This is a genomic window from Streptomyces coeruleoprunus (genome assembly GCF_039542925.1).
GTDB classification, from domain to species: Bacteria; Actinomycetota; Actinomycetes; order Streptomycetales; family Streptomycetaceae; genus Streptomyces; species Streptomyces coeruleoprunus.
This window is the reverse complement of the sequence record NZ_BAABIT010000001.1, coordinates 4122864-4144951: the sequence shown is the minus strand read 5'-3', so window position 1 is coordinate 4144951 and position 22088 is coordinate 4122864. Positions and strand designations below refer to the sequence as shown.

The following is a 22088-nucleotide window of genomic DNA, read 5'->3' as shown; positions in this document are numbered from 1 at the left end:
AGAGGAAAGGGAGGTCTCCCATGAACAACGCCGTGGCGCGACTGGCGGCGGAGGGGGTGTCCGTATGGCTGGAAGCCCCCGAGGTACTGGACCAGGCCCGGATCGGCGAGCTGGTGGCCACCGGGCAGATCACCGGCCTGACCCTCACGGGCGGGGACGAGGCGATCGACGCGGCCCGCTGGGCGTGCGACCTGCTGCTGCCCGTGTGGGAGCGGACCGGGGGCCGGGACGGGCTGGTGAGCCTGCGCGATCCCGCGGCGCGGCCCGCCGACACGGCCGGGCACGTCCGCGAGGCCCGGTACGTGGCGCGCGAGACGGGCCGGCCCAACCTGCTGGTCACCGTGCCTGCGACCACCGCGGGGGTGGCCGCGATCACCCCGCTGCTGGCGGAGGGCACGGGCGTCCAGGCGGGCCCGGTGTTCTCGGCCCGCCGGTACGCGCAGGTCGTACGGGCCCACCTGGCCGGCCTGGAACAGGCCGGGCGCAGGGGCCTGGACCTGTCGCTCATCCCGTCCACGGCCGCGTTCCGGCTGAGCCCCCTGGACACGGAGGTCGACAAGCTGCTGGACCGGGCGGGCACGGACGAGTCCAAGGCGCTGCGCGGCCGGGCGGCCCTCGCGGCGGCCCGCCTCGCGCACCGCACGTTCACGGAGCGGTACGCGTCGCCGGAGTGGCGGGCGCTGGCCGACGCGGGCGCGCATCCGCAGCGGCTGCTGTGGACGGACGCGTACGACCCGGCACCGGACCGCCGCCCGACCCGGTACGTGGAGGAACTGGTCGCCCCCGGCACGGTGACGGCCCTCCCGCCGTCCGCCCTCGCCGACGTGGCGGCCACGGCCCTCATCGCGGGCGCCCGCGCCCACCGCGAATACGCCTGCTCGGACCGCCTCTTCGGCTACCTGGAGTGGGTCGGCATCAAGTACGACGAGGTCGTGGACGACTTGGAGTACGCCCACGCGTGAGGGATGACCGTAGGAAGCCCCCGACCCCCAGTACCTGGGGTCGGGGGCTTCCTGCATCACCGCGCGCCGGCGTCAGGCGCCTACCTCACGAACTTGGCGTACTCGTCGAGGTCGATACGGCGGTCCCCGTCCTCGTCGGCCATCCGGACGATCACGGCGAGGTTCTCAGGGCTGACCTTGCCGTCGCCCTGGAGGGACTCCTTCAGCTCATCCGCGGTGATGTAGCCGTCGCCATCGGTGTCGATCTCTTCGAACTGCATCCGGTGCTGCGCGCTGACAGTCATGGGTTCTCCCTGCGAATCGCGTTGCGTGTGCTGCGGGCGGACAACGAGCCGTGCGGGTGTCGGATACGGCCTGGTACGCCAACCGTGTCCGCCCGGGAGCGGAAAACGGCAGCCGCCCCGGCCGGAGGTTCCGGGCGGGGCGGTTGCCGTTCTGGGGGGATGTCAGCCGCGGGCCGTGGCCAGGGGGCGGGACGGGGGCTGGGGCTGCGGGGACTGGGCCGCGCGCTCCGCGCGGGCCGCCGCGCGGCGGGAGATGACGTTGTTGGCGACCAGGGAGGCCACCACGACGGCCGCGCCGAGCAGCTCGATGCCCTGGGGCTCGTAGCCGCCGGCGATGGCGATGGTGAAGGTGGTGATCGGCACGAGGTTCATGAACAGGGCGCCGTTCAGCGGGCCGAGCAGGCCGATGCCCTTGTTCCAGCTGAAGACCGCGATGACGCCCGCCGGGACGATCAGATAGAGGAGGTGCGCCCAGCCGGCGGTCACCGCGCCGAGCGACGGCGTCGACACGTAGCCGGTGAGGACGGCGACCGCGGTCGCCGCGGCGATGGAGACGCAGCCGACCGCGGTGGTCAGGGCCGTGTAGCGGAGCGGGGACCAGCCGGGGAAGGACGCGGCGCCACGGGTGTAGAGGATCCAGCAGGTCGCGCCGGCGAGGGCGATCAGCTCGCCGAGGGCCTGGCCGCCGGAGAACAGCTCGCCGTAGTGGCCCTTGGTGATGACGAGGGAGACGCCGGCGAGGGCGGTGAGGACGGTGACGACGGTGTAGCCGGGCGGGGCCTTGCGGGTCTGGAGCGCGCCGATGACGACGGAGATCGACGGCATCATCGCCATGATCAGGGACACGTTCGTCGGGGTGGTGAAGTCCAGGGCCGTGAAGGCGAGGAGTCCGAATCCGGCGAATCCGGAGGCGCCCAGCAGGAAGGCCCGGGTGCCCTTGCCCTCGAAGGAGAACGCCGGGCGGCCCTCGACGGCGAGCAGGAGCGCCAGGAGGATCGCTGCCGCCGTCACGTAGCGGATCAGCGTCATGTGGAAGACGTCGACCGTCGGCATGAGGTCGTTGGCGATGGGGAACATGCCGCCCCAGATGACGGGGGCGAGGAAGGCGAACGCCGCGCCGGTCAGCAGACGGCTCTTGGTGGACACGAGGAATCTCCTTGTGGAGCGAGTGGGTTGAGGGGTCCCGGCCGGCGGGGGCGGCGGGTGGGGCCGCCGCCCCCGCCGGCGGGGGTCAGGCCGCTACGAGCTGGCTCTGGCGCAGCGCCAGCACCCGCGGCAGTACGGCCTCCAGCAGCCGGGTGGCGCGGACCTTGCCGGTCGGGCTGTACGGGATGGCGTCGACGGGGACGACGTAGTTCGGCAGGCACGGCACGCGGCGGTCGCAGGCGGCCTGCACGGCGCGGTGGCCGCTCGCCTCGCGCTCCGGGGAGACCGGGGCGAACGGCACGATGAGCGCGTCTCCCAGTTCCGGCAGGTCGACGCGGAGCACCGCGGTCTCGCGGACGCACGGGAGGTCCATCAGGTCGGACTCGAGGCCGAAGATGTTCACGTCGAGGGGGCTGATGCCCTCGACCTTGGCGACGCCGTCGCTGCGGCCGGTCAGTTCGAGCCTGCCCTCCTCGTCGATGACGCCGCTGTCGCCGGTGAGCAGGAACTTCTGCTCACCCTGCCCGTCGCCCAGGTCGAGGTGGAGGAACGGCGGCTCGACCGTGGCGTAGCTGTCCATCAGCTGGTAGCTCGCGATGGCGACGCGGCCACGCGTCCCGGGCGGCAGCGGTACGCCGTCCGGGTCGAGGATCGCGATGGTGTTGCCGTCGAGGGGGCGGCCGGAGCGGCAGGGCGCGACGTGCAGCTCCTCCGGCGTGATGATGGTGTTGAGGCCGCTCTCGGTGGTGCCGTAGTAGAGGTGCAGGACGGGGCCGAGCCGGTCCCAGGCGTTGTTGATGACCCACCGGTTGAGGTGGCGGCCGCCGGACAGGACGAACCGCAGGCGGCTCGTGCGGTGCAGGTGCTCGGACGCCGGGTGGGCGACGAGCCGGGTGAGGACCGGCGGCACCATCAGGGTGGTGGTGACGCCCTCGTCCTCGATGAGCCGGGCGAGGGCCGCCGGGTCCTCGTACGGGCCGAGGACGACGGAGCCGCCGAGCGCGAGGAACACCCGGGCCCAGCCGGGCCCCGACGTGTGGTACAGCGGGACGGTCACGAGGTGGACATCGTCCTGACCGAAAGCGAATTGATCTACGAGGCTCGCCAGCCGCCGCGCCTCGAAGGACGTGCGGCGGATGACGAGCTTCGGTATGCCGCTGGTGCCGGAGGTGAAGGAGAACGCCTCGAAGGGCTGCTCCACCGGCTGGACGGGCGCGGCCTCGGCCGCGGCCAGCTCGGCGAACGCCACGGCCTCGGCGGGGCGTTCGGCGGCGCCGTCGCGGTCGACGTCGACGTGGAGGGCGTCGGGCGTGCCGGGCCAGGCGGCCCGCTCCAGCAGCCCGCGGTGGGCGCGGTCGGTGATGACGACGGTCGGCTTCAGCTGGTCGAGCGCGCCGAGCGTGGCCTCGGGGCTCGCCGTGTGGTCGAGGCCGATGCACGGTACGCCGAGGGTGGTGCAGGCGGCCATGAGGACCATCAGCTCCCAGCTGTTCCCGGCGAGGAACACGGCCCGGGCGGGGCGTGGGTCGGGGAGGCGTTCGGAGAGGCCGGTCGCGGTGCGCGCGACCTGTTCGGCCAGGTCGGCCCAGGTGAGCCGGGTGTCGCCGTCGGCCACGGCGAGGTGGTCGGGGCGCTCGGCGGCGTGCTTGCGGATGTCGGTGAGCCTGATCATGGGTTACTCCGTTCCGTTCGTCGCCGTGGAGGCGGTGGAGGTGGCGGGGCCGGCGGCCGCGGTGGCCAGTTGGGGGGTGCCGGCGGAGGCGTGGGGGGCGTTCTGCAGGGTGTAGATCTCGCAGCCGCTGGTGCGCAGCGCGGCCAGCTGGTCGCGGGTGCGGTCGCACAGCTGCTCGCCCGGGACGGCGATGGGGATGCCCGGCGGGTAGGCGATGATGAACCGGTCGGAGGTGCCCCCCGCGAGCGCCGCCGATGTGCTGCGGTAGGTGCGCTGGATGGTGCGCAGCGCGTCGAGGAGCCGCAGCAGGGTCGCCTCGTCGACGCCGATGTGGAGGTGGAACACCACGGCGTCGCCGCTCTCCCGGGCGACGTACAGCGCGTAGTCGTCGAAGAGGATGCGCCGGAAGTCGGCGGCGGTGATGCCGAGTTCGGCGATCGAGACCAGGACGCGCGTCGGGTCGTCCGACACCAGGAGCCGCGGGTCGCCGAGGTGGCCCTCGGGGCCGAGCAGCCGGTACGCGGAGAGCCGGGCGTCCGTCTCGATCTCGGTGCGCAGGGTCTGCGCCAGGTGCAGGGCCCGGTCGAGGAGCGCCTCGCCCTCGGTGGCCGACTGCAGCCGTGCCAGGTCCAGGCTGGCGAGGACGGGCCAGCTGGGCGAGGTCGTGTGGTGCCGGAACAGGGCCTGCGTGGCCTGCTCCTGCAGCTCCTCGTCCCCGACGAGGTGCAGGTAGGAGCCCTGCCGCAGCGCCGACATCGACTTGTGCGCCGAGTGCGTGACGGCGACCCGCATGGGCAGGGAGGCGTCGGTGGCGCGCAGCTGCTGGAGCGTGTGCAGCGCGGTCAGTTCCCGCAGCCGCGGGTGGAACCGGTGGCCGGCGCCCCACGCCTCGTCGATGAGGACGGACACGGACGGGTACATCTGGGCGAGCGCGGACAGCAGCGTCGGCAGGTCGTAGCGCACACCGTCGTAGGAGACGGCGGACAGGACGACCGCGTCGTACGCCTGACCGTCGGCGACGGCCCGCCCGAACATCTCCAGCAGCTGCCCGAGGTCGGCGAAGGTGCGTGGGCACTCGTCGCAGCACCGCCGCATCGGTACGTAGTCGGTGCGGGCGCCGATGTCGCCGAGCGCGAAGTGCACCGACTGGTGGCAGCTGCGGTCGGTGAGGACGCGGCTGCCGGGGCCGACGAGCGTGGACAGGGCGACCCGGTTCGCGGTGGTGGTGCCGGCGGACAGGAAGAGCGTGGTGTCGGCGCCGAAGCTCTCCGCGGCGAGCCGCTGGGCCGCGCGGAGCGGTCCGCGGGGCCGGAAGAACGAGTCGAGCATCGTGCCGCTGTACGACACGTCGGCGGCGAGCTGCGCCGTACCGAACAGCGACTCGTAGACCTCGCGGAACGGGGAGTTGCGCAGGGAGCCGCCGTGGGAGAGGGGGAGTGCGTGGAACGAGGCGATGTCCCTGCGGGCCACCGCCAGTACGGCTTCGGCCAGCGGTGCCGTACCGGGGCGTGGCCCGCTGCTGGGTTGAGACATGGCATGTACTCCAGTGAAGTGAGCGAACGTCCCGAGGGGGGACGTCCTTCGTGCCGCTCACTGTGTGGAGCGGCCGGGAGTCGCCTCAACAGCCGTCGCCGGTCCTTGTCAGGTGGCGGCTACTTCGTCAGATGCGGGGACTGTGTCAGGTCGCGGTGGAGCCGCCGCTCGGCGGTGTGCGCGGGGTGCGGCGGGCGGCGGGGGTGGTGGCCGCACCACACCCGGGGGGCCACCGGGGGCGGGTATCGGACCGGTTCGCCCGGGTCGGTGGTGGCCGGACCACCATCCGGCGGGCGGATCGGGTCCGCTCACCACCTCCTCCGGCGGGGCCCGTGCGGGGCAGTGTGGAACCCGGTCACGAGTCAACGGACGCAGAGGCGGGAGTGTCGTGAGCAGAGCTGTCTTCGCAGGGCATGAGACGCCCCACGGGTGGGCGGAGATCGCGCAGCCTTCCGACGTGGTGGCGGAGCTGGCCACCGCGCTGTTCCCGGCGACCCTTCGCAGAAGGGATCAGCGGCGGCGCGCCGAGCAGTACGTGCGCGGACTGCTCGCCGTCGACGGGCGCAAGTCGATGCGGAACATCGCCACGTACCTGGGCGGCGGGGCCGCCGCCGAGCAGAGCCTGCACCACTTCATCGCCGACTCGACGTGGGACTGGTCCGTGATGCGGGAGGCCCTGGCCCGCTACCTCCAGGACGTGATGCCGCCGCAGGCGTGGGTGGTGCAGCCGATGGCGATCCCCAAGGTGGGCGAGCACTCGGTGGGCGTGGACCGCAGGTTCGTGCCGCAGCTGGGCCAGTCGACGAGCGGGCAGCACGCGTTCGGGGTGTGGTTCGCGTCGGAGGAGATGAGCGCGCCGGTCAGCTGGCGGCTGCACCTGCCGGACCGCTGGGTGCGGGACGCGACGCGGCGCCGGCGGGCGGAGATCCCGGACGAGGCGGTGGAGGAGACGCTGGAGGAGTGCGCGTCGGCCGCGGTGCTGGACACGATGCTCGGCTGGGACGTGCCGCGCCGGCCGGTGGTGCTGGGCGCGTGCGGCCCGGACGTGCGGTCGACGGTCCTGCGGTACCGGGCCGCCGACGTGCCGCTGCTGGTGCGGGTGTCGGCGACGACGGGGCTGGCCGTGGCCGACCCCTCGATGCCGGGCTTCGGCGCGGGCCGGCTGACCGCGCAGCAGATCGCCGAGTCGGTCAAGGCGCTGCGCCGCCCGGTGGAGTGGAGCGACCCGGGTGGTGGTGGCCAGGGCACCGTGCGGGCCTCCCTGGTGGTGGCCGCACGCGTGTCCCTGCCGGACGCCGCGCCGTCCCGGCCGCGCCGCGCGGCCGTGGCCCTGCCGTCGCAGTCCCTGCTGCTGCTCGGCGAGTGGCGCGACCCGCGCCGGCCGCCCACCGAGTTCTGGCTGGCGTCCCTGCCGGGCACGCCCGTACCGGCGCTGCTGCGCCTGGCGAAGCTGAGCCGGCGGGTCGCGCACGACGTGACGACGGTCGGCGAGCAGGTCGGACTGCGGGACTTCGAGGGCCGCTCGTACCGGGGCTGGCACCGCCACATCACCCTGGCGTCGGTCGCCCACACGGCCCGCGCCCTGGAGAGCACGTCGCCGCTCCCCCTGCCGTCGGCGTTCTACGCGACGGGCCTGCCGGCCTGATGGGTACGGGCGAGCCCCGGTGCTAGCCGACCGGAGCCTGTGCCGCCGCCTGGTCGGTGGCGGGGCGGCCGCCGAGGGTGTGGCGGGCGCGCTGGAGGCGCAGGGCCAGCTGGACTTCGAGGGCCTGCGCGGGCTCCTGCCAGTCCGCGCCGAGCAGTTCGGTGATGCGCTCCAGGCGGCGCGAGACCGTGTTGGGGTGGACGTGCAGCGCCTCGGCGGCCCGGGTGGGGCTGGAGCCGGACGTGAAGTACGCCTCCAGGGTGCGCAGCAGCTCGGTCTGCTGCTGGCTGTCGTAGTCCAGGACGGGCCCGATGGCGGAGGCGATGAAACCGCCGATGTCGTGCTTGTCGGCGAGCAGCAGTCCGAGGAAGCCCAGTTCGCGCGGGGACGCGGTGGAGCCGGTGCCGCCGAGCGCGGTGAGCGCGTCCAGGCAGCGCTGCGCCTCCTGGTAGGTGGCCTTGACGGCGGCGGGCGTGGTGAGCGGGCCGGCGGTGCCGACGGTCACGGGGTGGCCCAGCAGGGTGGTCAGCTCCCGCGACACGGCCTTGGCGGCGGCGCACGGGTCGGAGCCCGGCAGGAGCAGCACGATGCGGCCGCCGTCCGCGTACTTGAGGCCCGACATGCGGTGCGCGTACGACGACGCCCACACGACGGCGCGGCCCTGTGCGCCGCCCTCGGGGCGGGCGACGACCACGACGTGCGGCTCGTTGAGGTCGACGGCGAGGCGCCGGGCGCGCTCGGCGAGCTGGTGGGGCGGCAGCTGGGAGGCGTTGAGGAGGTCGTTGAACAGCTGGTCGCGCACCTGGCCCTCGGCGACCGCGGTGCTGCGCTGCATCAGCAGCAGTACGGCCACGCTCTGCGCGACCAGACCGAGGAGCCGTACGCCGTCGGACGTCAGGTCCTCGCCGCGGCGCAGCACCAGCGTGCCGAGGTTCTCCGCGCCGGCCGTGACGGGGCACACCCACAGGTGCTCGCTGCCGCACCGTACGGGCCCGCCCTCGGCGTGCGCGTCGAGGATCGCGGAGTCGAGGACGACGGCGTCGACCGCACCCGCCGCCCCGGGCGGCGCCTCGGCGCCGGGCTTGCCTTCCGCCGGCGCGGACGGCTCGCCGCCCGACACGATGTCCTTGCCCGCCGGGCCGCGCACCACCAGCGCCCCGCCCAGTTCGCCGGCGGCGCTGTCCACCAGGGCCCGCAGGTCGCCGCCGTCCAGGACCAGGTCGATGAGTCTGCTGTGCACGCTGTGCAGGCGCTGCGCCGCCGTCGAGGAGTCCCGGGCCCGCGAGGTGTCCCGGGCCAGCTCGGTCACCTCGGCGCGGGTGCGCTCCAGCAGCGTGGTGCGCTCGATCGCGACCGCCGCGAGGTCCGCGAGCGAGGTCATCAGGGATATCTCGTCGGGCAGGAAGTGCCGTACGTTGCGGTCGGCGACGTACAGCACGCCGAACGTGGACTCCTCGTGCTGGAGCGGCACGGCCATGATGGCGTGCAGCCCTTCCGTACGGACGACGTTGTCGATGATGTCGGAGTGCGCGAACGCCTCGTCGCGCAGGTAGTCCGGCGTCCAGAACGGCGCCGACCGCTCCCTGGCGTGCCGGCCCACGCCGCCCGTCAGCGGCACGCGGAAGCCCACGGTGATCGCCGAGGCGTGCCCGTCGGCGGCCCGCACGACCGACGCGCCGTCCTCGGCGTCGTGCAGGCTCAACCACGACATGTCGAGCCCGAGCAGCAGCCGGGCCCGCCGGGTGATGACCTTCAGCAGGGTGTCCAGGCTGTAGGGGAGCGTCAGGTCGCGTGCGGTGTCGACGAGCGCCGACAGTCCGGCCTCCCGCTGCTGGCGTCTGCTGAACAGCTGGCGTATCTCCAGCGACCGGTCCTTCGCGGACGTCAGCAGGGCCAGGTCGGCTTCCGTGGCCCCCGCCGCGGCGGCCCCCCGCACCACGTCCTCGAACTGTTCCGGAGGCGCCTCGCGAGCCAGCAGTTCCAGCATGGTGAACGCGTACCCGTCGAGCGACCGGTCCTCCGGCAGCATGACGAAACCCCTCCCCCTAGACCATGAAAGATCCGCTTCCCCAGAGGCAACGTAGTTGTCAACAAGCGCGTAGGTCAACAAATGTCCACGTGCTGCGTCGCAGGTCAGAGGCTGTGACGGTGGCCCGGGCACCGCCCACCTGCGCGGACTGTGTCATCTGATCACCTTCCGCCGGCGTGGCGCGGCGGCGCACTCTGGCCATGTCAGGCGCTGCGGGGAGCAGCGCACCGGAGCCAGGGGGACACATGCCGAACGCGTCGCAGGTACGCAGTTATGAACGTTCGCTGGAGCGCAGCCGCCAGTCGCTGACCCGGGCCGACCGGCCGCGGACGTTCACGATGAGCGGCCGCGAATGGGATCTGCTCGACGAGGTCTTCGCACCTGTGTACTCGCCGTCGACGGGGATCGCGCTGGACTTCCTGGGGCTGAGCGAGCCGGGCGACGCCGTCCGCCCGGCAGGTTCGTTCCTGGAGATCGGCTGCGGCACGGGCCTGATCGCGGTGACCGCGGCGCTCGCCGGCTGCGAGCGGGTCGTCGCGTGCGACATCAGCCCCCGCGCGGTGGAGAACGCGGCGATCAACGCCGAACGGCACGGTGTGACACGGCGGTTGAGGTCCCTGCACAGCGACCTGTTCTCGGGCATCGACAGCGGCGAGCGCTTCGACACGATCTTCTGGTCGTCCAACTACGTGCTGGGCCCCGACGACTACGAGTACAAGTCGGTGCACGAACGCGCGTACGTGGACGCCGGCTACCAGACGCACCGCCGCTACCTCGACCAGGCGCCGCACTGGACCACGCCGAACGGCCGGGCGCTGCTGCACTTCAGCAGCCGCGGCGACCTGCCCGCGCTGTACCGCATCGCCGACGAGTGCGGCCGTGTCCTGCGCACCGTGGCGTCGTGCCGGGTCCGCGAGGGCGAGTACGACGACGACATGGTCGAGCACATGCTGCTGCTGATCGAGCCGGTCGGGGTGTCCTCGTCCACGCCGCTCGCGGCCTGACGGGAAGAGGGGGGATCTCTTCGTGCGCACGCTGCTCGTCGACAACTACGACTCGTTCACCTACAACCTGTTCCACTACGTGGCCGAGGCCTGCGGCCGTGAGCCGGTCGTCGTCCGCAACGACGACCCGGGGTGGCGGCCGTCGATGGTGGAGGACTTCGACAACGTGATCGTCTCGCCGGGGCCCGGAACGCCCGGTCGGGACGCCGACTTCGGGATCTGCCGGGAGATCGTCCGCGACGCGCGCCGCCCGGTGCTCGGCATCTGCCTGGGCCACCAGGGCATCGGCCTCGTCCACGGCGCCACCGTGGGCCGGGCGCCCGAGCCGCGGCACGGCAGGGTGTCGCCCGTACTGCACGAGGGCGACGGGCTGTTCGCCGGGCTGCCGTCGCCGTTCGAGGCGGTGCGCTACCACTCGCTCGCCGTCACCGACCTGCCGGAGGAGTTGGAGGTCACCGCGTGGACGCCGGACGGGGTGGTGATGGGGCTGCGCCACCGGCACCGGCCTCTGTGGGGCGTGCAGTTCCACCCCGAGTCGATCGCGACACGGTTCGGGCACGAGCTGCTGGCGAACTTCCAGGAGCTGTCGCGCCGGCACACGCCGCGGCGGGACTCGGTGACGCTGCGCCCGCCCGCGGGTCCCGAACCGGCCGTGCACCAGCCGTTGGACCGGCGGGCCTTGAGGGTCCTGACCCGCGAACTCCCCACCCGCTGGGACGACGAGATCGTGTACGAGCGGCTGTTCCAGGGCCGGGACCACGCGTTCTGGCTGGACAGCAGCGCCCGCGACAGCCAGGGCCGGTTCTCCGTGATGGGCGACGCGACCGGCCCGCTGGCCCGGGTGGCGACGGCCGACGTGGCCAGCGGGACGGTCACGGTGCGGTCGTCGGCCGGTGAGGCGGAGACCGTCGCGGGTGAGTTCCTGGGGTGGCTGGACCGCGATCTGGCGTCTCTCGACACCGAGGTGCCCGCCCTGCCGTGCGACTTCGCGCTCGGCTGGACCGGCTACCTCGGCTACGAGCTGAAGAGCGAGTGCGGCGGCGACCGTGCGCACCGCTCCGAGGAGCCCGACGCCGTCATGGTGTTCGCCGACCGGGCGGTCGTCCTGGACCACGTCACCGGTACGACGTACCTGCTGGCGCTGGTGGAGGGCGACGACGAGGAGCCCGCGCAGCTGTGGCTGTCCCGGATGGTGGGCCGCCTCACCACGCTCGCGGCGGTTGCGCCCGCGCCGGACCCGGTACGGCCCGCCGGCGCGGTGGACGGGATCCGGCTGCGCCACGACCGTGGGGCGTACCTGGCGCTGATCGACGCGTGCCAGGAGGAGATCGCGGCGGGCGAGAGCTACGAGGTGTGCCTGACCAACATGGCGGAGGCGCGCGGCGCCTTCGACCCGTGGGACGGCTACCGGCTCCTGCGGCGGACGAGCCCGGCGCCGTTCGGCGCGCTGCTGGAGTTCGGGGACGTGTCGGTGCTGTCGACGTCGCCCGAGCGGTTCCTGCGGGTCTCCTCGGACGGCCTCGCCGAGTCCAAGCCCATCAAGGGCACCCGGCCGCGGGGCGCGACCCCGGAGGAGGACGCCGCGCTGGCCGCGTCGCTCACGACGGACGAGAAGGACCGCTCCGAGAACCTGATGATCGTCGACCTGGTCCGCAACGACCTGGGCCGGTGCGCCGAGATCGGCAGCGTACGGGCGGACGACGTCTTCGTCGTCGAGACGTACGCGACGGTCCACCAGCTGGTCAGCAAGGTCACCGCGCGGCTGCGCGCGGACAGTTCGCCGGTGCGCTGCGTACGGTCGGCGTTCCCGCCGGGCTCGATGACGGGTGCGCCGAAGATCCGCACGATGCAGATCATCGACCGCCTGGAGGGCGGGCCGCGCGGGGTCTACTCGGGCGCGATCGGCTACTTCTCCCTGTCGGGCGCCGCCGACCTGAGCGTGGTCATCCGCACGGCCGTGGTCACCCCGGGCCGGGTGCGGTACGGGGTGGGCGGCGCGATCGTCGCCCTGTCGGACCCGGCGGCGGAGTACGAGGAGACAGCGGTGAAGTCGGCCCCGCTCCTGACCCTGACATCCACCCCGTTCCCGGACCGCACGCCGCTGCCAACGGCCTGAGGCTCCGCGCACCCGCACCACGGTGGGCCGGGGGCGGCGGCCCACCGCCGGCGGCGGGCGCCGCCTGAGGCGGCGCCTGAGGCGGCGGGCGCCGCCTCAGGCGCCGCGCCGGGCCAACGCCTCCGCCAAGGAGGCGACGTCCACCCCCGCCTCCCCCAGCGCGCGCAGCGCACCCTGCGCCTGCCCGTGCCGCCCCAGCAGCGTGTCCCCGTGCAGCCCACCCCGCTCCGCGGCCACCTCCAGCGCGTCCGGCGTCAGCACGTGCGCCGTGTTCCACCCCACCAGCGCCGGCACGTGCGCCGCACCGGTCCGCGTCCACACCAGGTACGGCGTGCGCGCCCCGGCCACCCGCAGCACCCGCCACCACGCGTCGGCCAGCCGCTCCTCCCGCACCCGGTACAACAGCCGGGCCGTGGCCGCGCCGGCCGCGTCCCGCAGCGCCGGGTCGGCGTCCGGCAGCCGGTCGAGGCGGGCGTTCACCTCCTGGTCCAGCAGCCCCAGCGGGCAGGACGCGGACGCGGCGAAGCCCGCGAGGTCGACCCCGTTGGACAGGGCCCGTTCCATGCCCGCGATCTGGGCGTCCAGCACGGCGCGGTACTGCTCCACCGAGAAGACCGCAGAGCAGTCCACTCCGATCCCCTCGGCGAGGCAGTCGGCGGCGGCCACGGTCCCGGCCTTCGTGGCGGGGATGCCGACCAGCACGTTGGGCCGGTCGACGCCCACGCGCAGCATGCGGGCCGCCGCCACGAGCGCGTCCGGGTCGTCGGCGGCGCCCGCGCCCGCCTCGACCGCCACGGTCACCCAGCCGCCCACCAGCGCGTCGCACGCCGCGCGGACGGCGCTGAGCGGTGACCCGGGTGGCATGGCGACGCCACGGAAGCCGTACCGCACCACGGCGTCCCGGCCGGGCGGCTGCGTCGACGGCCAGGAAAGCCAAGGGCTGACCCCTTCGGCCGTCAGCTGCTGGAGGACCTCTTCGGCCTGCGCACTGATCACACTCTCCGACGTTAGGGGAATCGGTCCGGATGCAGGACAACCGGCCCCGGAATCCGGCAAGTCCCCCACGACTGTGTCAGGTCAGCTGGGCGGGCAGCGGCGCCGCGTGGACGACGGTCAGCCCGGACACGGCACGGGTCAGCGCCACGTACAGACGGCGCAGGCCGGTGCGTTCGTCGGGTTCGCCGTCCACGACGGCGGCCGGCTCGTCGAGGACGACGTAGTCGTATTCGAGGCCCTTGGCGAGGGAGGCGGGGACGAGGGTGAGCCGGGACGCGGCGGTGGTCTCCTCGCCGGGCGACAGGTACGGCATGCCCGCGGCGGTCAGCGCGTCGGCGACGGCCGGGACGCGCGCGTCGGCGGCGATCAGGCCGATGGAGCCCTCGTTGCCCAGCGCGTCCACGCAGGCCGCCACGGTGTGCGCGTCGAGGTCGCCGGGACCGGCGGCCCGCCGGACCTCCAGCGAACCGGGCGACTCACGCACGGACTTCACCTGGGCGAGCCCGGGCGACATGTGCGGCAGCAGCCGGGAGGCGTACGCGATGACCTCGCGCGGCACGCGGAAGCCGGCCGTCAGCTCCTCCACGAGCGCGTCCGGCTTGCCGAGGTGCCGCAGCGCCTCGGCCCAGCTCTCCGTGGCCCACGGCGTGGTGCCCTGCGCCAGGTCGCCCAGCACGGTCGCCGAGCCGGTCGAGCAGCGCCGCCCGACGGCCCGGTACTGCATGGGCGACAGGTCCTGGGCCTCGTCGAGGACGACGTGGCCGAGCGACGGGGTCCGCGCCACCAGGTCGGTCGCCTCGTCGATGAGGACGGCGTCGGCGGCCGACCACCTGGCCGACTTCACGCTCCTCGGCGGCTTCGTCCACAGGACGGCCTTCTGCTCGTCCTCGCTGAGCAGGCCCTCCGCGTGCGCGGCCAGGAACGCGGCGTCGGACAGCAGCCGCAGCACCAGCTTCGCCGGGTCGACGGGCGGCCAGATCGCCTTGACGGCGGCCTTCACGGCGGCGTTGCGGGCCACGGCGTCCTGCACCCGGTCGTCGGGGGCCTCGCCGGCCTGCTCCATGCGTACGAGCACGGCGTGCGCGATCCGCTGCGGCAGCGCCTCGCGGGCGGCCCCGTAGCGGATGTCGCGGTCCAGCAACTCGCGGACCATCTCCTCCAGTTCGTACGCGGGGATCCGCCACCTGCGCGAGCCGCGCACCACGACCAGCGGCTCGGTCGGCGGCGTGACGTGCGACCGTACGGCCCGCCGCAGCACCTCGGCCATCCGCGCGTCGCCCTTCACGACGGCGGTGGCGGCCTCGTCGGTGCCCCGCACCTCGACGTGCGCGACGAGGTCGTCGACGGTGGCCTGCTTGACCTCCAACTCGCCGAGCGCGGGCAGCACTTGCTCGATATACTGGAGGAACGACCGGTTCGGCCCGATGACCAGCGTCCCGGTGCGGGCCAGCCGCTCCCGGTGCGCGTACAGCAGGTACGCCACCCGGTGCAGGCCGACGGCCGTCTTTCCGGTGCCGGGGCCGCCCTGGACGCAGACGGTGCCGGTCAGGCCGCTGCGGACGATCTCGTCCTGCTCGGGCTGGATCGTGGCGACGATGTCGCGCATCGGGCCGACGCGGGGCCGCTCGATCTCCGCCTGGAGCAGCTTGCTGGTGGTCTCGGCCTCGGCCGGGTCGTCGAGGTGTTCGTCCTCGTACGCGGTGAGGTCGCCGCCCGTGTAGCCGAAGCGCCGCCGCAGCCGTACGTCCTGCGGGTTCTTGCGGGACGCCTGGTAGAACGGCTGCGACACGGGGGCGCGCCAGTCGATGACCATCGGGTCGCCCGCGGCGTCGTGCACGTGGCGACGCCCGATGTAGAAGCGCTGGCCCTGCTGGGTGGTGGGGCGGTAGTCGAGCCGCCCGAAGAACAGCGGGGTGTGGGCGAGGTCGGCGAGCGCCTTGATGCGCTCCTCGATCTGCCGCTCCAGGACGACGGCGTTGACCCAGTTGGCGGTGACGTCCCGGATGTCGAGGGCCTGGACGTCCTCGCGCATGGCGCGCAGCGCGGCCCGGGAGGCGGCGAGGTGGGCGCGCTCCCGGGCGAGGGGATCCGGGTCGGGTGCGGACATGGGGGTGCCTCCGTCGGACGTTCAGGGTGGTGTGTCGGTCGGTGGGCCGTCCGGTTGCCGAGCGGACGGCGGCACTCCCTGGGGGAGGCGGGCAAGGTCGGCGATTGTAGTCAGCGGCGCGGCGGCCGTCGAAGGATTTTCGCCCCCGGGTGGAGGCGGCGCATCCGACCCGTAGGGGATCCCGTATGCCTTGAGTCGTACGCGCCGGCGGCGGGGGTTCAGCCTGCGGAGCGACGAAAACGGGGGCGGCGGACCACACCATGGAGTCATGAGTGCAGCGACCCTCTCCCCCAGCGCCCGTGTCCCCCACCCCCGCACGTCCGCCGACGGCCGCCCGGCCGGGCTCCTCGGCGGCGCCCTGCGCGCCGTGAAGGTGTTCGCGGGCGCCGCGTTCGGCGTGGCCGTCCTCGGCGAGTACGCCGAGGAGGCCGGCGTCAGGCGCCGCTGAGCAGCTCGTCCGCGTCGACGATCCGGTACGCGTAGCCCTGCTCGGCGAGGAACCGCTGGCGGTGCGCCGCGAAGTCCTGGTCGATGGTGTCCCGGGCGACCACCGAGTAGAAGTGCGCCTGGTGGCCGTCCGCCTTGGGCCGCAGCACCCGCCCGAGCCGCTGGGCCTCCTCCTGGCGCGACCCGAACGTGCCGGACACCTGGATGGCGACCGTGGCCTCCGGCAGGTCGATGGAGAAGTTCGCGACCTTCGACACGACCAGCACACTGATCTCGCCGTTGCGGAACGCGTCGAAGAGCTTCTCGCGCTGCGCGTTGGACGTCTCGCCCTTGATGACCGGAGCGTCCAGGTGCTCCCCCAGCTCGTCGAGCTGGTCGATGTACTGCCCGATGACGAGGATCTGCTGCCCGGCGAACTTCCGTACCAGCGCCTCGGCGACCTTCCGCTTGGTGGCGGTGGTGGAGCAGTACCGGTACTTCTCCTCGGTCTCCGCGGTCGCGTACGCCAGCCGCTCGGTGTCGGTCAGATTGACCCGGACCTCCACGCAGTCGGCGGGCGCGATGTACCCCTGGGCCTCGATCTCCTTCCAGGGCGCGTCGAACCGCTTGGGCCCGATCAGCGAGAACACGTCCGACTCCCGCCCGTCCTCGCGCACGAGGGTCGCGGTGAGGCCGAGCCGGCGCCGCGCCTGGAGGTCGGCGGTGAACTTGAACACGGGCGCGGGCAGCAGGTGCACCTCGTCGTAGACGATCAGGCCCCAGTCCCGCGAGTCGAAGAGCTCCAGGTGGGGATAGATGCCCTTCCGCTTCGTCGTCAGCACCTGGTAGGTGGCGATGGTGACGGGCCGGATCTCCTTCCGCGTCCCGCTGTACTCGCCGATCTCGTCCTCGGTGAGGCTGGTCCGCTTCACCAGCTCGTGCTTCCACTGCCGGGCGGACACGGTGTTCGTGACGAGGATCAGCGTGGTGGCCTTCGCCCTGGCCATGGCCCCGGCGCCCACCAGCGTCTTGCCGGCGCCGCAGGGCAGCACCACGACACCGGAGCCGCCGTGCCAGAAGCCCTCGACGGCCTGCTTCTGGTAGGGCCGCAGCGCCCAGCCGGACTCCTCCAGGTCGATCCGGTGCGCCTCGCCGTCCACGTATCCCGCGAGGTCCTCGGCGGGCCAGCCCAGCTTCAGCAGCGTCTGCTTGATCTGCCCGCGCTCGGAGGGGTGCACGGCGACGGTGTCGGCGTCGATCCGCGCCCCGACGAGCGGCTGGACGCGCTTGGACCGCAGCACCTCCTCCAGGACGGGCCGGTCGGTGGTGGTGAGGACGAGCCCGTGCGCGGGGTGCTTGGTGAGGGTGAGCCGCCCGTACCGGTCCATGGTCTCCGCCACGTCCACGAGCAGCGCGTGCGGCACGGGGTACCGCGAGAACTCCACCAGCGCGTCGACGACCTGCTCGGCGTCGTGCCCGGCGGCCCGCGCGTTCCACAGCCCCAGCGGGGTGACCCGGTAGGTGTGGATGTGCTCGGGCGCCCGCTCCAGCTCCGCGAACGGCGCGATCGCCCGACGGCAGGCGTCGGCCTGCTCGTGGTCGACCTCGAGCAGCAGTGTCTTGTCGCTCTGGACGATCAGGCAGGACACACATACCTCCGCAGATAGGGTCGTCAGCGTGACAGACACACCTGCCACTACTGGGGCCTTGCCCCATGCCCGCCGCCGCACGGGCGCCTCAGCCACCGCGCCGGGAATACACGCGGTCATGTCTGTCGGACTTTGAGCGGGAAACAAAAAAGTCTACCTCGCCAGAACGAGCGCGTGCGGTCTGTAAGGGCTCGCGCACGGTCCGCGACCAGCAGCTCATGGCCACAGAAGAGTGCCCCCCTCTGCCTGTGCCGTGCGGCGCAAGTGGATACCCGCGAATTGTCCTCGCCCAGTTTTCGACGTGATCGGTGTTCTCACGATCGACCGTTTTGATGAGTCCAGGATGGACTCGACGAATCATGGCGCGACAGATCGCGTGCCCACTCCGAACCGACTTCGCACCTGGTCGACGAGCTCGAGTGTGTCGAGGGCGCTCTCCGAATCGCCGGTCTGTTGATAGAGATCGGCCGCAAGCTCCAGGTTCTCCAGGGCCTCGGTGTTACATCCCTGTCGGAGAAGTGCGGACGCGAGACTTCTGAGCTCGGCGGCCAGACCATGATCGTCCTTGCCGACGAGGAATGCCTCCATCGCGAGGGTGTGCAACCTTATAGCCTTGGTCCACTTGCCCTGCTCCTGGCGCACAAGGGCCATGTTGCCCAAAGTCATCGCCTCTCCACGGCGGTCGCCCAGACGCCGGAACGTCCCCAGTGCCTCCTGCTGCGCAGTGAGTGCCGCTTCGTACTCTCCGGCAGCGGCCAGGCTGGCGGCGAAGTTGGATAGCTCAACCGCCCGCTCATGGGGTATGAGCAGGCCGTCGGGCATGTCGAGCGCGCGCTTGTGCAGTGCCACGGCCTGCTCGGCCTTCCCTTCGTCGCGCGTCACCTTGGCGAGGCTGCCCATTGCCTGGGCGTAACCACGCAGGTCGCCCTGTTTCCGGTAGATCTTCGCCGCCCTGCGGAGGTTGTGGGAAGCTTCCTGCACCCGTCCTAGCTCGGTCAGAGTCTCGCCCGTGTTGCATAGGGCGCCCGCCATGCCGCTCCGGTCACCGGCGCGCTTGAACAGTTCTGCGGCCTCGGTGTGGGCCGCCACGGCCTCGTCGAACTTGCGCTGTTCGTGGAGTGAGAGCCCGAGGTTGTTCAACGCGCTGGCCAACGCTGAGCGCTTCTTCAGCTTCCGGCAGATCTTGATGGCTCTGTAGTGCATGCGAACGGATCTGCGGAGCTTGCGCATGTCTCGAAGCACTACACCTAGCAGGCTCAGCAGAGCAGCTTCACGAAAAGCGTCCTGGCGCCTTCGAGTCGACCGGATCCCCGTGGCGAGCACCAACCCGGCGTCCTCCAAGTAGCGTGTCAGGGCCAGGAATTGCGAGAGGGGCACCGCCAGGGCCACACACATCAGATCGTCGTCGGCCTCGTAGGCCCAGAGGGTCGCCGCGACCAAAGCATGTCGCTCGGCCTCCAGCCAGTGAAGCGCCTCCGCTCGATCAGCGAAGGGCTGTTCAGTCGTGGGCCGCTTTGCTTCTGGGTCGAAGAGTGCTTCACACGCCAGGGTAGCCATCTTGTGGAAGTAGGCGAGCAGACGCATGAGGCCCTTGCCCCAGGAATCGTTACCTGCCCTGAGCCGCTCCCAGGAGTAGAGGCGTACAAGACTGTGCTGCTGCCAGCGCCCGTACGGTTCTCGTGACTGGACCAGGTTCCGGCGGGCCAGGTCCAGCAGCAGCCGTTCGGTCTCCTTGACGCTTTCGCCGTACAACTGGGCCGCAGCCTCGGTGGAGAAGTCCCGTCCGGGGTGCAGCCAGATCAGCCGGAAGAGCTTGGCCTGGTCTTTGGTAAGCCTTCGGTAGGACAGTTCGAAGGCCGCGGTCACGGCGCGCTTCTCCCGGGTCAGCAGGGAAAGCCTTGAGTGCGCGTCCTCGAGTTCGCGACGTAGGTGAGAGAGGGGCCGGGACGGCACATCCACAAGCAGGGACGCCAAGATGCGCAGGGCCAGCGGCAGGCCGCCGCACAGTGCGACGAGCCGGTCGGCCTCGCCGGCCTCATCCGCCACTCGCGAGTCCTCGGGCAGAGCCGTACGAAGGGCGTCACACAGCAACTCCCGTCCGTCGTCGGTGGGCAGCTCCCGCAAGGTCAGTGCCAAGGCGTCCAATTCCGCGAGAGAGTGCCGGGACGACACGAGCGTGGCGGTGCTCCCGTCACTCGGCAGGAGATGGCGGATCTTGCCGGTCGCCGGTACGTCGTCCAGGACGACCAGCACCCGTCGCCCGGCAGCGGCCAGTGCACCAAGTGCGGAACGGTAAATGAGCGCGCGTTCCTGGACCCCCGGTGGAATATGTTCCGGGGGTATGCCGAGCGCCCGCAAGAGCGTGCCGAGCGCCCGCTTCGGTGACACCGTGCCCTCCGCGTCGTACCCATGCAGATTCACGAAGAGCACCCCACCCGGAAACCAGTCTTCTTCCCGCAGCGCTCGGTGGGCGGCCTGGAGCAAGAGTTCTGTCTTGCCCGTCCCCGCAAGCCCGGCCACAACAACGGTGCCAACAGTCTCGTCACGCGCTGCAGGCGCCAAGGCCGCGAGGATCTGTTCCAGCTCGGTGTAACGCCCCGCGAAGGTGGCCGACTGCCGCGGAAGTCCGGCGAGAGCGGGGTCCGGGCGGTCCGGGAGTGCCAGGTTGATGGTCCGCCCCTGGATGACGGCGCCGAAGAAGACTCCGCCGCTGATGTGGTTTTCGGTTCTGTCGGTCATGCCCAGGCCTGCCGATGCCGAGCGAGGGCCCTCTTGAAGGCAAGCACCTCCGCAGTGGTGAACATGCTCATGTTTTCCGCAGTGACGACGTACCCGACTTCACGCCAGGCATGGACGAAAGCCGGATCGATGCCCATCTCGACCGCGCGCTCAGCCAGGTCCAGCATCATGTCGTCGAAGTGCTCTCGAGTGAGAGGGGTGGGTTCGTCGGCGTCGGGGTCGAAGAACAGCGGGTCGTCCGGTCCGGGCTCGCGGCCGAACTTCTCGCGGAAGGCGGCCATTTGGCCTTCCACACCGTCCTTCCATCGCTTCCCGGGCGCAGTGTCGGCCGGGATTCGCACCACGGAACTGCCGTCCGCGTTCCAGATGCGTTCAACGGGACGGTCCAGCTGCGGGCGTTTGAAGGCTGCGGGCTCGATGGACTTCTTACGGACCTTGCGCAGCAGTGCCTCGCGCACGGCCTCACGCCGCTCGGCCCATCGCTCGTCCGGCTCCGCCTGCCCACCCTCCGCGCTGTCCATATCCTCAAGATCGGCGGCACTCCAGCGAGCGGCGGCACTCAGGCGCATTCGGGCGTGCATGCCCACCCAGTCCAGCAGGTCGGGGGTGACTACCGTTTCCAAGGTGGAGACCGCCGGAATGTCCAGCTCGAAGGCCAGGCGCGGCAGGGCGAGCCCCGGAGAACTGGTCCACAGCAGCGCATCCGAGGGCAACGGCTCAGTGAACGCCGGCACGGCAAAGAGACGCCCGAGCGTCTCGGCGACGGACATCTCAATCTCGGCGGCGACCATGAGGATGTCGAGCACCGGCACCAGCACCGATGTCTCGTCCAGGGAAAGCGCCCACGCCGAGGCGTGTGCGCCCATGTCCTCCAGAAGCTCGCCGGGCTTCGTCATGAGCCCCGCATAGAAGGCCGGCAGCAACATCGCGGATTCTTTCTTCACCGGCAATCCGGCGTCATGGAACCGGCGCAGGCCGTGGCGGAGAACGGCCTGAGGCGTGTCATTGGCCCACGGCTCCTCCGCCGAGTCCTTCCAGAACCGCCTGACCCTCTCCTTCACGCCGTCCGGCGGGTCGGGGAGCCGCAGATCCCGGGGCGGGCCATAGACCGTGCGGCTGCCCTGCAGGGCCATTCGAGGCAGCAGTCGCCGGGGGAGGCGACGACCGTCCAGTCCGGCCGCCTCAAGCCGGCCGGCGAGTGCCAGCATCAGTTCCCCGTCGTCCACCGGGATGCCCAGTTCCTCACTGGCAGAGACGACTTCGCGGACGAAACGCTGGATACCTTCGCCGTACTGGGTGCCTCGAAGAATCCGTAGCCATGCGTCACGCGCATTAGCGAACTCGAACTCGTCACGAAACGACTGGGGCCAGGCCGTTCCCAGGAACAGCGCGTCCAACGGGTCGATCTCCTGAAACCAGTACGGATCGGACCCCTCGTGCTGGGCGTATGCCAACCCTGCGTATCCGAAAGCGTAGGCGCCGGCGAGGCTGAGCTTCCCAGGCGCGTTCGACCGCAACAGTCGCCCGAGCGCCTCCTCGCCTAGTGCTCGCGGGTCACCATCGCCCAAGACTCGGCCTGAGGTGGCGGACGTCGCTCTCCGCGCCCGCTGTTCCTGCTTCTTCCTCGATGCTTTGCCCACAAGCCCCTCCCGAGGTGCAAGGATCTCGCATCGCACCGGACTCGACCGCGATATCTCGGAAAATCGCGACAAGCGGGCTCAGAACCTTGCGACTCAGGGGCCGGGGCGCATCGGGCACCTCCCGACGGAGGGCATCCAGG

General features: G+C 71.9%; 15 protein-coding genes. 5 read left to right on the top strand and 10 right to left on the bottom strand.

Annotated features, from left to right (window positions below):
- The first annotated feature begins 20 nt into the window (after positions 1 to 20).
- Positions 21 to 962: a transaldolase family protein gene (locus tag ABEB09_RS18490; protein WP_345691024.1), complete on the top strand. Its 942-nt coding sequence runs from the start codon at positions 21 to 23 to the stop codon at positions 960 to 962.
- An 80-nt stretch (positions 963 to 1042) separates the two neighbouring features.
- On the opposite strand, the gene ABEB09_RS18485 is transcribed toward ABEB09_RS18490, so the two are convergent.
- From ABEB09_RS18485 to ABEB09_RS18470, 4 genes are all read right to left on the bottom strand, one after another.
- Positions 1043 to 1246 carry an EF-hand domain-containing protein gene (locus tag ABEB09_RS18485; protein WP_345691023.1) on the bottom strand — a complete coding sequence of 68 codons (204 nt, stop codon included), beginning with the start codon at positions 1244 to 1246 and terminating at the stop codon, positions 1043 to 1045.
- Positions 1247 to 1408: 162 nt separating this feature from the next.
- Positions 1409 to 2392, bottom strand: coding sequence for a DMT family transporter (locus ABEB09_RS18480; RefSeq protein ID WP_345691022.1), 984 nt, complete (start codon positions 2390 to 2392; stop codon positions 1409 to 1411).
- A gap of 85 nt (positions 2393 to 2477) precedes the next feature.
- The gene (locus ABEB09_RS18475; protein WP_345691021.1) at positions 2478 to 4064 is read right to left on the bottom strand and encodes a class I adenylate-forming enzyme family protein; all 1587 of its coding nucleotides are present in this window, start codon (positions 4062 to 4064) and stop codon (positions 2478 to 2480) included.
- 3 nt (positions 4065 to 4067) lie between these two features.
- Positions 4068 to 5597 (bottom strand): aminotransferase class I/II-fold pyridoxal phosphate-dependent enzyme, encoded by a 1530-nt coding sequence (locus ABEB09_RS18470; protein WP_345691020.1) that lies wholly within the window; start codon positions 5595 to 5597, stop codon positions 4068 to 4070.
- A 388-nt stretch (positions 5598 to 5985) separates the two neighbouring features.
- On the opposite strand from ABEB09_RS18470, the gene ABEB09_RS18465 reads away from it, so the two are divergent.
- Positions 5986 to 7242 (top strand): IS701 family transposase, encoded by a 1257-nt coding sequence (locus ABEB09_RS18465; RefSeq protein WP_345691019.1) that lies wholly within the window; start codon positions 5986 to 5988, stop codon positions 7240 to 7242.
- Positions 7243 to 7264: 22 nt separating this feature from the next.
- Here ABEB09_RS18465 and ABEB09_RS18460 read toward each other — a convergent pair whose 3' ends face one another.
- Positions 7265 to 9271, bottom strand: coding sequence for a helix-turn-helix domain-containing protein (locus tag ABEB09_RS18460; RefSeq protein WP_345691018.1), 2007 nt, complete (start codon positions 9269 to 9271; stop codon positions 7265 to 7267).
- 245 nt (positions 9272 to 9516) lie between these two features.
- On the opposite strand from ABEB09_RS18460, the gene ABEB09_RS18455 reads away from it, so the two are divergent.
- Entirely contained in the window at positions 9517 to 10275 is a 759-nt protein-coding gene (locus tag ABEB09_RS18455) for a methyltransferase domain-containing protein (RefSeq protein WP_345691017.1), read from the top strand.
- Positions 10276 to 10297: 22 nt separating this feature from the next.
- Positions 10298 to 12391, top strand: a complete 2094-nt coding sequence (gene pabB, locus ABEB09_RS18450) for an aminodeoxychorismate synthase component I (RefSeq protein ID WP_345691016.1) — start codon at positions 10298 to 10300, stop codon at positions 12389 to 12391.
- A 96-nt stretch (positions 12392 to 12487) separates the two neighbouring features.
- Here the strand turns inward: pabB and ABEB09_RS18445 are convergent, their stop codons facing one another.
- Together ABEB09_RS18445 and ABEB09_RS18440 are read right to left on the bottom strand one after the other, a co-directional pair.
- Positions 12488 to 13387 carry a transaldolase family protein gene (locus ABEB09_RS18445; protein ID WP_345691015.1) on the bottom strand — a complete coding sequence of 300 codons (900 nt, stop codon included), beginning with the start codon at positions 13385 to 13387 and terminating at the stop codon, positions 12488 to 12490.
- A gap of 76 nt (positions 13388 to 13463) precedes the next feature.
- Complete coding sequence (locus ABEB09_RS18440) at positions 13464 to 15494, bottom strand: HelD family protein (RefSeq protein ID WP_345691014.1); 2031 nt, start codon at positions 15492 to 15494, stop codon at positions 13464 to 13466.
- Positions 15495 to 15762: 268 nt separating this feature from the next.
- Here ABEB09_RS18440 and ABEB09_RS18435 point away from each other — a divergent pair, with 268 nt between their 5' ends.
- On the top strand, positions 15763 to 15942 hold the full coding sequence (locus tag ABEB09_RS18435) for a hypothetical protein (protein WP_345691013.1): 180 nt from the start codon (positions 15763 to 15765) through the stop codon (positions 15940 to 15942).
- On the opposite strand, the gene ABEB09_RS18430 is transcribed toward ABEB09_RS18435, so the two are convergent.
- The 3 genes from ABEB09_RS18430 to ABEB09_RS18420 form a co-directional block, all read right to left on the bottom strand.
- Positions 15929 to 17569, bottom strand: coding sequence for a DNA repair helicase XPB (locus ABEB09_RS18430; protein WP_345691012.1), 1641 nt, complete (start codon positions 17567 to 17569; stop codon positions 15929 to 15931). The genes ABEB09_RS18435 and ABEB09_RS18430 overlap by 14 nt on opposite strands.
- A gap of 357 nt (positions 17570 to 17926) precedes the next feature.
- Positions 17927 to 20308, bottom strand: coding sequence for a tetratricopeptide repeat protein (locus ABEB09_RS18425; RefSeq protein WP_345691011.1), 2382 nt, complete (start codon positions 20306 to 20308; stop codon positions 17927 to 17929).
- A complete protein-coding gene (locus ABEB09_RS18420; protein ID WP_345691010.1) occupies positions 20305 to 21705 on the bottom strand; it encodes a hypothetical protein in 1401 nt (466 codons plus the stop codon). Before ABEB09_RS18420 ends, ABEB09_RS18425 begins: the two co-directional genes overlap by 4 nt.
- Between the last annotated feature and the right edge of the window lie 383 nt (positions 21706 to 22088).

Bases quoted from the DNA above. Each gene is read 5' to 3' on its own strand.
- ABEB09_RS18485 (WP_345691023.1), bottom strand. From the start codon at position 1,246: ATGACTGTCAGCGCGCAGCACCGGATGCAGTTCGAAGAGATCGACACC.
- ABEB09_RS18460 (WP_345691018.1), bottom strand. From the start codon at position 9,271: ATGCTGCCGGAGGACCGGTCGCTCGACGGGTACGCGTTCACCATGCTG.
- ABEB09_RS18440 (WP_345691014.1), bottom strand. From the start codon at position 15,494: ATGTCCGCACCCGACCCGGATCCCCTCGCCCGGGAGCGCGCCCACCTC.
- ABEB09_RS18425 (WP_345691011.1), bottom strand. From the start codon at position 20,308: ATGACCGACAGAACCGAAAACCACATCAGCGGCGGAGTCTTCTTCGGC.
- ABEB09_RS18435 (WP_345691013.1), top strand. From the start codon at position 15,763: ATGAGTGCAGCGACCCTCTCCCCCAGCGCCCGTGTCCCCCACCCCCGC.
- ABEB09_RS18455 (WP_345691017.1), top strand. From the start codon at position 9,517: ATGCCGAACGCGTCGCAGGTACGCAGTTATGAACGTTCGCTGGAGCGC.
- ABEB09_RS18475 (WP_345691021.1), bottom strand. From the start codon at position 4,064: ATGATCAGGCTCACCGACATCCGCAAGCACGCCGCCGAGCGCCCCGAC.
- ABEB09_RS18470 (WP_345691020.1), bottom strand. From the start codon at position 5,597: ATGTCTCAACCCAGCAGCGGGCCACGCCCCGGTACGGCACCGCTGGCC.
- ABEB09_RS18490 (WP_345691024.1), top strand. From the start codon at position 21: ATGAACAACGCCGTGGCGCGACTGGCGGCGGAGGGGGTGTCCGTATGG.